The following is a 12,440-nucleotide window of genomic DNA, read 5'->3' on the forward strand; positions in this document are numbered from 1 at the left end:
AGAGACAGTATCGTCTCGGTAGTTAGTTCACGCCGAACACGTTCGACACAGTCCAAGGCTTAATTGCCGAATATATTCGGGGCATACCTCTCCTACGCCGGGCACAAATCATCCACATACCGATGCCAGCAACCCGTCCAGTGGTACGGAAACCGTGTGAGGGAGTCTGTAGAGGGTGTCGTAGCACCTCACTCTGGAGGAGTCGATGAAACGACCGCCACATGTGTCCGGTCCACCGGACCCATCGTCCATCGACACGAGTGAGCGGCCGTTCGTCCTCATTTGGGAGGTGACACAGGCGTGCAACCTCGCCTGTACTCACTGTCGAGCGAACGCACAACCGAAACGCCATCCCGACGAGTTGACCACAGCGGAGGGCAAGCGCCTACTCGACCAAGCACGTGAGTTCGGACCGGGACAACTCGTCGTCCTCTCCGGCGGCGACCCACTGACTAGACCCGACCTCGTCGAACTCGTCGAGTACGGCACAGACCACGGGTTGCGAATGACACTGACACCGAGCGGCACGGCTTCCCTGACACCCGAGATTATCAGCGACCTCGAAGACGCCGGAATCCGGCGTCTCGCACTGAGTATCGACGGTGCATCCCCCGACTCTCACGACACGTTCCGAGGCGAAACAGGCACGTTCGAACAAACGGTCGAGGCAGCGAAAGCAGCACGCGACGTCGGCCTCCCACTGCAGATAAACACGACTGTCTGCGCCCAGACGGTGGACGAACTGCCAGCGCTCCGTGACCTCGTCTCTGAGCTCGGTGCCGTGCTCTGGTCCGTATTCTTCCTCGTTCCGGTCGGTCGGGGTCGTATTCTCGACCCCATCTCTCCTGACCGCGCTGAAGAGGTCATGCAGTGGCTCTCAGACGTGAGCGACGAGGCTCCTTTCGGTGTGAAAACGACCGAAGCGCCGTTCTATCGCCGGGTTTCGGCACAACGCAGACGCGACGCTAGCGACGCGCCAGCGACAGACCGCATCGGCCGCCGCAACGGCATCATCGCCGGCGATGGGTTCGCGTTCGTCAGTCACGTCGGAGAGCTCTACCCATCGGGATTCCTTCCGGAGTCTGCTGGGACGGTCCGAGACGGGGGCCTCGTCGATGGCTATCGGAACTCGGAGTTGTTCCAATCGCTCCGTGACCGCGATGCGCTCCGTGGAAAGTGTGGCGCGTGCGAGTTCCGCCACATCTGTGGCGGCAGCAGGTCGCGGGCGTTCGCCCACACGGACGACCCATTGGCGAGCGACCCGCTCTGTCCGTACGTTCCAAACGGGTACGACGGGCCGATGCCTACCGGACGGGCGAGCAGCGACTGAGTGAATCACCGTCCCCGAGTGGACCACCGTCCCTGAGTAGACTACCGCCTCTTTCCAAAAGTTGGAGTCCGCACGGTGTCCGTAGAAGCGGAGCAGAGAAGATGTTCGTGGTCGCTAGGTAGCTTGAACGTTGGGCGTCGGTACGCTGGCCAGTGACCCAGTTCTCGTCGGTGCAGGGAGTGAGCGGTCACAATCGTACGAGACCGAACCGTTCTGAACCGTGAGTTCCCGAGTTGCGTCGGCGAGCGTCTCCCCATCCGAACGAACGTGAATCTGAAGCTCCGCAGTATCGCCAACCGATAGCGTCTCGTCGTCCTCCAACAACCAGAAGACGTCAACCGTCTGCGTTCCAGTCTCGTCGACGGCCATCGCGGTGGTCTCTTCTGTATGAGCGAGACTCACGCCGACCAGCACGGACCGCTCGTCGGTATCGTGAGGAATCTCGACGATGACGTCACCCAGCACACTGAGATGGTCACCTGGCGTGCCGGAAGAGAGACACGTGTGGACGGTTCCGTTCTCTAGGTCCGGATATCGGAAATCGTCGTTCAGTCGGACGGTGACATCTGTCGCCTCGATACTGACCTTCTGGGTGGGGGCTTCGTCGGTGACGCCGCCAAACAGCAACAGCGTTCCGGCGCTGAACACCGTCAAGAGGAGAACGAAGACGACGGTGAGTGGATGTGGAGGCCAATCGAGCAACCAAGGGAGGACGTTCATCGGGTGAGTTCGAACGTGTACGTAAAACAACTTGTCCATCCATCTTGTCCTGTCCATCCTGTCCATTCCATCTCCCACTGGTATCAACCAATACTTGTCAAATTATTAATTATAGTTAAGAGTCATTAGACCCATTGTTCTAGAATGGGCACTGAGAAACCCATCAACAACCCAACGGCATCACGCAGAGCAGTCATGCAACGAGGTGCAGCGACGGTGGCTCTCGCGAGCCTCGGCCTCGCGGGCATCACAGGGACTGCAGCAGCGAAACAGAAGAACGCGATTCCACTCTCCGGCCCAACGACCATCTCGTCACCGGGATACTACGTCCTGACACGAGACATCGTCGGCGAGGGAACTATCACCGTCGAACCCGGTGTGACCGACGTCACTATCGACGGACAGGGATACACACTCAGTGGCGACGGCAGTGTGTCGAACGGCATCTCTGTGGGTGAGGAACTCGGGTCGGCCACGAAAGAAATCACCATCAAGAACATCCACATCACGGATTTCACGCGAGATGGCGTCGAACTGCTGCACGTCGACGGTGGGACGATCCAGGACGTCGTCTTCTCGAAGAATACGTTCAACGGGATATTTTGGGCCGAGTGCGGCGACGTGACCGTCGAAGGCTGCACGTTCTCCGACAACGGGATGGCGAGCTTCGGATACGATTGTACCACCATCACGTTCGTTCGAAATTACGTCACGCACAGCGGTGGGTTCACGTTCGGTAGTTCCTTCGCACTCACGGTCCGGAACAACGACTTCGAACACAGTGGGAGGTGTGTCTGGCTCGAAGAGTCGACGAGCGATGCACAGATTCTGAACAACCGGATGTACAAGTGTACCAGCGGTGTGGTCCTGCGATTCACCGACGACATCCTCGTTCGGGGCAATCGAATCGTCGCGAACGACTCGGCGGGAGTCGTGAGCGAGGAATCACAGAACGTCAGTGTCGAGAAAAATCAGGTTCTCGGGAACGGGAGCCACGGCATCTACTTCGAGGAGTTCGTCGAGACGAGCCACATCACGAAGAACAACGTCTTCGGAAACAGTGGTGATGGGGTACACCTCGGGTATGGCTCGGATACGAACGAAATCGTCAAGAACAGAATCTTCGACAACACCGGCGACGGTATCGAACTGGAGAACGCCGACGACAACGTCGTCAGAAAGAACGTCATCAAGCGAAACGGCGGCGTTCCACTCAACCTGGATTCAGACTCGACTGGCAACGTCGTCGAGGACAACAAAGTCTGAACACGGCAACAGACAGTACCGAAACCCATCCGGACTCAGGGTTCATCTCGGTGGAGGGACACAGACTCTGGGTGGCCGGATACCAGGTGACTATTTCTTTGTGAGGTTGATGGAGTACACTGGTTTCGAGGTGTGACTCAGAGTTCGTCGAGAGTGGGTAGTGTTACCCGCGCTCGGCGACAGAGAGGTACAGTGCGTAATTGCCGGTTTGCTCCCCAGAGTCCCGGTCTTCAGTTTGTTGGAGATTGATTTCCACACGAGTCCCTCCATCCTCCAGGTCTTGTATCGGTTTCAGTAACCCAGCGACAGTCTCGACGAAGGCCGGGTCCCCCGTAATCCGAACGTTCGAAATCGACGTCGGGTAGGTACTCCCCGAGAAATCACTCGGTTTCGGAACGAAGGCTCGCTTCAACTCGGTGGAGGTTGGTTCGTCGAGACTATCGAGCCATTTCATTGCGTCTGCTTTCCGAACCGAACCGCTATCCGTGGTCGGGAGGTCAGTTAATTCGGCAGGGCGTGGTGATGGTGTCCGAGAGTCTGAACTCGAACTGCTCGTCTCGACCTTGTCTGGGTTACACGACCGACAGACCCAGTCGTCCTCGACTTTCACCATCGCCATCCCGCAATTATCACAAAATTCCATATTTCACACACATCACCAGGTCTTGATAAATCCCAGTCACTAGTCGAACGGTGTACCACCTCCCGAAACTATCTCGGTGAGAAGTGAGAAGTGAGCAGGCCGGAGTGTTGTATTCTATTTCGGCCTCTACTGGGGAGCGGTCGTGCGCGATGCTCGACTCAGACGGTGCAAGAGAATCGTAGTGAGTCTGGGTTTTGCACGTATACCGTATGGATAAACCGGGGCACCGTATTCTCCCCACATCCAAAATACTCAAATAATTTGAATAACTCAGATAATTCAAATGTTTTTGTTGATATTGGGGCGGAGAATGTTTTAGACGTTCATCCTATCGCGCCATCAGATTAAATATCCGACACAATTTGGCCGTTCAATTGACGGTTCTGAAGAGTATCGTACACTCAGACGGTTGTCGAACGACCGATTCGTTCGGCAATCGTCGGAGAAGTCATGTCAAGTGAATCCCAGAACCTGTCCATCTACTCGGACAGCAACAACCGACTGTACAGCCGGTTTGTCTCGACCCTGCTCACCCAGGCCGAACGAACCAAGGACGTGTTCATCCACACCTCGGCGTATCTCGTCTGTATCGCGATGGTTCAAGTTGCCACCGTGATGGTCGCGCTCTCGCTCGAACCGAATCCTGCACCAGTCATCGTCGGACTGGTCACCTTCGCCGTCTACATGGGTGACCGAATCTCCGACGTGGATACCGACGAACTCTCGAATCCAAACCAATCGTCGTTCGTACGCAGACACAAGAGTGTCCTCTCGGTGTCGACGGCGGCGGCGTACGGATTGGCGATTGCGATTTCAGTTCTCGGTGGACCCATCGCTCTCCTCGTCACCCTCATACCCGGCGTGTTCTGGATTCTCTACGCCTCAGATTGGTTACCGACTCTCGGGTCGTACTTCAAGCGACTGAAAGAGATTCTCGTCGTCAACTCCGCCATCGTCGCCCTCGCGTGGGCGATATCACTCGTGTTCCTTCCACTCGCTTTTGCAGATGCAGCGTTCACTCCCGTCGCTGCGGTCGTGTTCTTCTACTACTTCCTCGATACGTTCGTCAACACCGAGATACCGAACGTGAACGACGTGGAAGCAGACGAGGCAATCGGTGTCTCGACGCTTCCGGTCGTCTTCGGGGTCGACCGAACGCGACAGATAGCCTACGGACTCGACGTGTTCCTCGTCGGGTTCGTGGTGTTCGCATACCTTCGTGGTCTGCTGACCGGCGTGCTGACGATTGCAATCCTGCTCGGCCTCGGCTACGCACTGGTTTTGGCGGCGTTCGTCGGTCGAACCGAGCACGAAGGCCGTCTCGGAATTGCAGGGGAGGCCAAACATCTCTTCGTGATGGCGATTATTCTTGCTCTCTCCTCGGCAGGGTTCTAACACCGAAACTTCGGTTTTCATCGATTTTTACCGGGTGGCGAGGGTATTCCAGTCGCGGGGAGAATCAAACGGACCTGCATCTCCCAGTACGTCTACACACCTGCGGTGCCACTAATCCACCCCTGTCGTGCCTCTCAGGGTTCGGGCGCGCGCAGCGCCAGGAGGACACCGATACCGGCGACCCCACCTGCAACCAGAAACGCCGGGGCGTAGCCTGCACGGTCGATAATGGCCCCAGCAACGATGGGTGCAGCAAACGCACCGAGCAAGCCAACACTCGTTAGCAGCGAGATGGCCGTGGTCCGCACCGACGGAGGCACGAGTTCGGCGATGTACGAAAAGATCAATCCTGTCACGAGTTGGATAGCGAAGCCGACGACCACCACTGCCCCACCGACGAATGCAAGTTGTGAGACGAACGCAAAGGCGACGACAGCAGGTGTGGCGATGGCGAACGACGACACGACGACAGGGCGACGTTTCCCGCCGAAAACTCGGTCAGAGACCAGACCACTGCTCGTCCGTCCGATGGCTCCAATCGCCGGGAACAACGCGGTCAGTAGGCCACTCGCAGCAAGCGAGATGCCGAATCCGTCGACGAGGTAGCTCGGCAACCACGTGTTGACGAAGAGATACAGCGAGTAGGCGAGAAAGCAGAGCACACAGACGACCCAGACCGCCTGGCTGGTGAACAACTCACGCAGTGCCGCCCAATCCGGTGGAGTCGTATCGATACCCGGAACGTGGCGGCGGGTCGCTAACAAGAAGCTGGTGAAACCAACGACGCCTATACCGGCGTACAGTGGGAGAATCGCAGGCCACCCGGCGACGGTTGCGATGAGGGGGCTCCCGAACTGACCGAGTGCGAACCCAACCGGTGCGCTCGCGGTGAACACGCCGACAGCAGTTGCCCGGTATCGAGGTGTAACGGCGCTCCCCACGACGTTCGCACCAGCGTTCCAGAAGATGACGTACGCGATACCGCCGAGCACGCGAGAGACGAGAAGCCAGAGATACGCGCCGGCAGTGGCCGCGAACCAGCCCCAGACACCCGCGACGACGAGTGCGACGCTACCGAAGGAGACCAACCAGCGAACGGAGTAACGGTCGAGGATGATTCCGGCAGGGATACTGGTGACGACCGCAGTCGCGTACATGATGCTAACGAGCCACCCTGCGGTACTCGCCTCGAGTGCGAGCGACTCTTGAATCAGCGGCAGAACGCTCGCAGGGCCGATCTCGTAGGCAGCAGCAGCTGTCGAAAGCAAGAAAAAGCCGACGAGCAACCCGAGCGTCTCGCGTCGGGACCCGCGTGTAGTCGGTCGGTCACTCACAGTCTCTGTACTCGATTCTTGCAGCATTGTCAAACCGTTTGCTGTTTCGTCATGAAGAGATGAGCCCGAAGGGCACCACGATGCTCTCCCTCGTCGGGAGGCTACCGCAGAAAATAGAGTACGTGACCGAGACAGACCAGAGATTCAACGTAGCCTCGGTGAGTTAGAGTCGAGTTGTCATTTTGCAGGGTAGAAGCTGTAAATTACCTGACTTGTGTCGCGCGTACCAACCGACATTTCATATATCGTGGTTGGATTGTATGTGTATCTGTGGCCACTGTGGTAACTCTGGTTCCGCTGTTGTTCATCTCTATCGCCATCGGGTCGGCGGCGACGATACTGGCCTGGCGAGCGCGGCCTGAACCCGGCGCGAAACCGCTCGTCGCGCTCCTCGTCGCACAGAGCTGGTGGTCGACGTGTATCATCTTCAGACTCCGCGCACCCGGCCTCGAGACGAAGTTGCTCTGGGCGAACCTCGCGTGGATTGGCGTCGTCACGATTCCAGTCGCGTGGTTCTTCTTCGCCCTCGAGTACACTGGACGGGACGAGTACCTTCGTCTCAGGTACGTCGCAGCCTTATCTGTCGTTCCGATACTGACGGTCCTCTTCTCGCTAACGGGACACTACCACGAGTTACTCTACATCGAGCCGGTCGGTGTCTCGACGACTGGCGTCGTGTTGTTCCAACAGGGTGGACCGTGGTTTTGGATAATCGCGGCGTACACGTACGTACTCGGAATCTTTGGGATGATTCCAATCCTCGGTCTGCTCACGAGTGATGCAGTCGCATTTCGAGGGCAGAGTGCTGCTCTCGTAGTGGGACTCTTAGCACCGTGGGTGACCAATATCATCTATCTGGCCGGAGTCCTTCCGACAGCAGGTGTCGACCCGACGCCCATTGCCTTCTCCGTCTCGGGTATCGTCTATCTCGCCGCACTCACGCGATTTCGACTCCTCGGGACGAGTCCTGCCCCGAACAAACGCGCCCGACAGTTCCTCTTCGACCGGATGCAAGGTGGGGCGATCGTCGTCGACTCGAACGACTACATCGTCGATTTGAACGATAGTTGTGTCGAGATTCTGGGTGTCGACCAACGCGATGTACTCGGCGCTCCCGCAGGAGACATCATTCCCGAATACGACCGACTCCCAGACGACGGAGCACTTCCTGGCCACTTGACTATCGGTAACGAACTCGGTGGCCACCCATACGACGTGATGGCAACACAGATAACAAACGTCCGTGGGACGACCATCGGTCGTGTAATCACGTTCCACGACATCGGAGAGTATCTGCGACAACAGCAGCGCCTCGAAGTCCTCAATCGGGTTCTTCGCCACAACATCCGAACCGAGACGAACGTCATCTACGGATACGTCAGTCGGTTCGAGAACGACGAGAACGCGAGAACCGTCAAAGAGCGGACGTTGCGTATCGAAGAGATCGGAAAGAAAGGACGCGAGGCCATCGAACTCTTCGACAAGACACGAAATCAGAGCGAACCAACGCCCCTCGAACCCTTCCTCGAGCAGTGTGTCAAATCCGTCTGTGGGACCGACCCAGAGGCCACGGTCCAGTACGATATTCCCGATGGTGACGTGATGATTGCGGGGTTACTTCGACCGGTCTTCTCGAATCTCGTCGAGAACGCAATCGTACACAACCCGAGCGACGACCCGCACGTCTGGGTTTCTACCTCAGTAGACGGCGGCACCGTCCGCGTCGAGGTTGCCGACGACGGTCCGGGAATCGCCGACTACGAACTCGCGGTCCTCGAAGATGGAACCGAGACTCCACTCAAACACGGGAGTGGCCTTGGCCTCTGGATCGTCAAGTGGGGAACCGACATCGCAGGTGGCGAGGTTCAGTTCACCGAAAACGAACCAAATGGCACTATCGTTACCATCGAAGTTCCAGTACTCTCTCCGGAGACGACGTCCCCCGCCATGGTGGACACTGACTGAAACGAACATAGCTGAGTGAGAAAGCATCGAGCCCCCATTCAACTACCCAACACTTTTCGTCCGAATCGCCGTACACAAAGACGGTAATGAGCACTCTCGAAGAAATCGAACTGGACTTCGTCCCGCTCGGTGAGACAGGATTACAGACGAGCGAACTCCAGTTCGGTACGTGGCGGTTCGGCAAAGAGACCGAAGAAGGAAACGTCGAGATCGACGAAGAACGAGCGCACGAACTCTTAGACGCCTACGAGGCAGCAGGTGGCCGGTTTATCGACACCGCAGACGTCTACGGTGGCGGAAAGAGCGAGGAGTGGATTGGTGAGTGGCTTGCCGACCGGGACCGCGAACGGTACACGATTGCCTCGAAGATTTTCTGGCAGATTCGAGACGGCGACCCGAACAGTCGCGGCACCAATCGAAAGAACATCCGCCACCGAATCGACGCTCTCCTCGACCGACTCGACACCGACTACGTGGACGTGCTGTACATCCACCGATGGGACGACGACACCCCGACTCGTGAGATGATGAAGACACTCAACCGTCTCGTCGAAGACGGGAAAGTCCACTACCTCGGTGCGTCGACGATGCGACCGAACGCGTGGAAGGTCGCGAAGGCGAACGAGATTGCCCGCGAAGAAGGGTGGGAACCGTTCACCGTCTCTCAGCCGCGTTACAACCTCGTCGACCGTGAAATCGAAGGCGACTATCTCGAGATGACTCGGTCGTACGGAATGGCGGTCTGTCCGTGGAGCCCGCTTGGTCAAGGATTCCTGACCGGGAAGTACAATCGCGAGGAGGGACTCACGGGAGAGTCCCGTGCCGCAGAGTCCAGTCGCTTCGAGGAAGCGTACCTCACCGAGGAGAACTTCGACCTCCACGACGAACTCGACGCTGTCGCAGCAGAAGTCGGTGCGACACCTGCACAGACCGCCCTCGCGTGGCTCATGCACCGCGACGGCGTCACCGCACCCATCGTCGGCGCTCGGACCGTCGACCAACTGACCGAGAACCTCGCGGCCGCAGCAATCGACCTCTCCCCCGAACAGGTCCAGCGGCTGACCGAAGCGAAAGCCGGCCCGTACGCAGGACTGTAAACCGCGACAAAGACGCTTCAGAGGATAGCTTGTGTCGGCTTGTGACTCCTCCCGATTTGGAGCGTGAGAAGAGATTTGTCGGGTGGTGAAGACCAACGATATGAGGCTTCAGGCCGGCAAATTTTGGGACTATACATTCGCGAGGTTACCCAGTGGTGGATCGCTTTTACGACTAAGAGCTTCGACTACGAGTACGATGTGTCCAGAGGTATGATTATTACCATTGGCGATACATCGTCACCTCAACGGTGGCTACCCCGTGACCGAGGAAAATCCGACAGAATTTGACGACAGTTCAATTCGTATTCAGGAGATGTTAGACCGCCTGTACGCGGGTGAACTCGAACGCGAGGAGTTGCTGTATGAACTGTATCAGGAGAGGAACAAGCTCCGACAGAAGCACGAAGATCTGACCGACAGGTACGTTGGAGAGATAGAACGTGCCGCAGACGCGAGTCCTTACCGACGGAAATCCTACCTCACGCGGGCACAGGAAATGGAATCTCGAGCTGACCAGACTCGATACCAGCTCCAGAGGGTCACACAGCTCTTGAATCTGGTACGACTCGTGGATGCCCCTGAGCAATCTATCGACCACCTCGTTGACAACCTCCTCGCAGCGCTCGAGAAGACGGTGGCAGAGATTCAGCACCAGAACTGGGCTATCGAGCTCGAACCCGACAAGTCGTTTCCTGAGGACGTCGAACGTACGCTCACGGAACTTGAGGAACATCCCGCGACGGCCACCTCGCGTGTCGAGGAACTTCGAATTGCCATTCGAAGGTCGATCAGTGCAGCACAACAGGCGAGGCAGGCAAAAGAAGAATTTTCCAGCAGTGGACTGCTCGGTAGCGTAATTGGTTCGAGCACCGGGGAGGAGAAGTACCGGGCAGCAAGAAATGAACTTGGGGACGTCTTCCACATCCCCCAAGAACCATCTTCACCGTTCACTGTGACGGTGACGCTCGACGCTGCAGACGTATCGGATAACGTCCACAAGACACTTCAAGAAGATATTGTGAACACTGCATCTCACTTGCAAGCAGAACTTATGCCAATCGAATCTCTCGATGCTGACTCGGTCCTAGACGACCTGTCGTTGGATAACGATATACAACATCCAGACGACGGGGCCGCCCTCCCGCCAGATGGTACTCTCGGTGCTGACAGCGATATCGACGTCAACATCTCGACGCCCACCGGCGATATCGTCGAGACCGTGCTCCGTATAGACGATTGGTACGTTGTCTGCTCACTCTTCGAAAACCGATACGCCGTCACGTGGGAAGCCCCAGTCGGCCTCCACGAGTTACTCGAACTCGACGCGGTGAGAACCGTCGACGACGCTCTGGTCGAAGTTGCCTACGAAACGTCGAGTGGTGCCAGTGAGCGCCGCCTGCAGTGCACGCTGGCTGAAGCCCAAGAAGACGGACGGTTCCCAGAGACATGTCTGTTTCTCGCACTCGGACAGGACGGCTACGAGGTAATCTGGGAACGAGAAGGAACTCACACCGACGGACACGAGCTCACTGTAGCCGTCGAAGGTTACGGAGCGGAGCCGTACCGGTCGGTATTCCTGCGGAGTCTCAAAGATATGCTCGACACGCCCGAGGTTGCAGAGGTTCTCGGGCGACTGTCAGAGTCCATCGATTCGGACGCTCCCCACGCCGATGGGTGACAGATCGGCAGAGAACTCACATGCGCTGTGAAGACACCACCAACGAACACGGAAGTATCGAAGTAGAGACACTGGTGTGTGAGACCGAGACCGAGTGTGAAGTCGGTCCGGAAGATCAAGTTGCACACGATGTTATCGTAACGAACTACAAGAGAAACAAAGCGTATCTCGACATCGAGGTGCGCAGTTCCGATGATCGTATCGAATACAAGCACGGTTCGGAATCACGGGTGGAGAAGCGAAATCTCCTGGTTCGACCACGGACCTCCAGCGGTCCCGGACGGCGAGAGGAACGGTTCTGGCTCCGCCGGGCGTCAGATGCGACACCGGGCAACGACATTCTCGAAGTCGCCGTCAGGTACGCACTCCTCCCGGATACCGAGGCGAAGAACACCAGCGTCCCGGACACCTTCCCAGAGGTCACGATCCGGTGACACTGAACACGCTCGTCCCAACTTTCGTTCGCATCGCACCGTTTCTGGCCATCATCGCCACCGAACTGACTGGGACTGGGTTCGGGGGGCGAATGCGTTCTGTGTACGCCGACCACCGCGAAGAGACGCCGCTTCGCTCACCAGGACTCGAAGACTGTGAGGATTTCGCCCGATTCGCGTTCGACCACGCGAATGCCGTCCAGCATCTGGACCTCACACTCATCACACTCGTCATCCTGTTCACCACACAAGTGATACAGACCGTGGATAACCGAGAGGCACTCACCTTTTCTGCGGCCATTTTCTGCGCTGGAATCTTCGTCGTCTACGTCGTTCGCCGATTGCTCGACGGATACCTTCGCGAGCGGTCACCTCATAAATACCTCGTGGAAGATACCGTGCTGCGTGCCCGGTTCGGGACGGTCGCAGTCGTCGGTAGCAACTGTGTCGCAATCTCGGTCGTACTCGCAGTCGAACTAGTCCTCGCGTAGGGCGAGTTCTCACCCCGCTCACCTACTCTCGTCCGAACGAGGATATCAGGGAAAGAATTACCTGCAGTACATTTGACATACGGTCAT

At 57.5% G+C, this 12,440-nt stretch carries 11 protein-coding genes; 8 read left to right on the forward strand and 3 right to left on the reverse strand.

Annotated features, from left to right (window positions below; genetic code table 11):
- The first annotated feature begins 205 nt into the window (after positions 1-205).
- Positions 206-1,330, forward strand: a complete 1,125-nt coding sequence (locus tag GJR99_RS17255; RefSeq protein ID WP_151114299.1) for a TIGR04053 family radical SAM/SPASM domain-containing protein — start codon at positions 206-208, stop codon at positions 1,328-1,330.
- Between the two features lie 114 nt (positions 1,331-1,444).
- Here GJR99_RS17255 and GJR99_RS17260 read toward each other — a convergent pair whose 3' ends face one another.
- Positions 1,445-2,050 (reverse strand): hypothetical protein, encoded by a 606-nt coding sequence (locus GJR99_RS17260; RefSeq protein ID WP_151114300.1) that lies wholly within the window; start codon positions 2,048-2,050, stop codon positions 1,445-1,447.
- Positions 2,051-2,194: 144 nt separating this feature from the next.
- On the opposite strand from GJR99_RS17260, the gene GJR99_RS17265 reads away from it, so the two are divergent.
- Complete coding sequence (locus GJR99_RS17265; RefSeq protein WP_151114301.1) at positions 2,195-3,316, forward strand: right-handed parallel beta-helix repeat-containing protein; 1,122 nt, start codon at positions 2,195-2,197, stop codon at positions 3,314-3,316.
- Between the two features lie 163 nt (positions 3,317-3,479).
- Here the strand turns inward: GJR99_RS17265 and GJR99_RS17680 are convergent, their stop codons facing one another.
- On the reverse strand, positions 3,480-3,959 hold the full coding sequence (locus GJR99_RS17680; protein ID WP_225317686.1) for a hypothetical protein: 480 nt from the start codon (positions 3,957-3,959) through the stop codon (positions 3,480-3,482).
- Positions 3,960-4,409: 450 nt separating this feature from the next.
- Here GJR99_RS17680 and GJR99_RS17275 point away from each other — a divergent pair, with 450 nt between their 5' ends.
- The gene (locus GJR99_RS17275) at positions 4,410-5,354 is read left to right on the forward strand and encodes a UbiA family prenyltransferase (RefSeq protein ID WP_151114302.1); all 945 of its coding nucleotides are present in this window, start codon (positions 4,410-4,412) and stop codon (positions 5,352-5,354) included.
- 134 nt (positions 5,355-5,488) lie between these two features.
- On the opposite strand, the gene GJR99_RS17280 is transcribed toward GJR99_RS17275, so the two are convergent.
- On the reverse strand, positions 5,489-6,715 hold the full coding sequence (locus tag GJR99_RS17280; RefSeq protein ID WP_151114303.1) for an MFS transporter: 1,227 nt from the start codon (positions 6,713-6,715) through the stop codon (positions 5,489-5,491).
- Between the two features lie 252 nt (positions 6,716-6,967).
- Between GJR99_RS17280 and GJR99_RS17285 the strand changes: the two genes are divergently transcribed.
- From GJR99_RS17285 to GJR99_RS17310, 5 genes are all read left to right on the forward strand, one after another.
- A complete protein-coding gene (locus tag GJR99_RS17285) occupies positions 6,968-8,653 on the forward strand; it encodes a histidine kinase N-terminal 7TM domain-containing protein (protein WP_225317687.1) in 1,686 nt (561 codons plus the stop codon).
- 86 nt (positions 8,654-8,739) lie between these two features.
- A complete protein-coding gene (locus GJR99_RS17290; protein ID WP_151114304.1) occupies positions 8,740-9,750 on the forward strand; it encodes an aldo/keto reductase in 1,011 nt (336 codons plus the stop codon).
- Between the two features lie 259 nt (positions 9,751-10,009).
- Entirely contained in the window at positions 10,010-11,428 is a 1,419-nt protein-coding gene (locus tag GJR99_RS17540) for a hypothetical protein (RefSeq protein WP_151114305.1), read from the forward strand.
- A 20-nt stretch (positions 11,429-11,448) separates the two neighbouring features.
- Positions 11,449-11,862 (forward strand): hypothetical protein, encoded by a 414-nt coding sequence (locus GJR99_RS17305; RefSeq protein WP_151114306.1) that lies wholly within the window; start codon positions 11,449-11,451, stop codon positions 11,860-11,862.
- Positions 11,859-12,353 (forward strand): hypothetical protein, encoded by a 495-nt coding sequence (locus GJR99_RS17310; RefSeq protein ID WP_151114307.1) that lies wholly within the window; start codon positions 11,859-11,861, stop codon positions 12,351-12,353. The genes GJR99_RS17305 and GJR99_RS17310 overlap by 4 nt, the downstream gene beginning before the upstream one ends.
- Positions 12,354-12,440: the final 87 nt, after the last annotated feature.

The organism is Haloferax marinum, from assembly GCF_009674625.1.
Classification (GTDB): domain Archaea; phylum Halobacteriota; class Halobacteria; order Halobacteriales; family Haloferacaceae; genus Haloferax; species Haloferax marinum.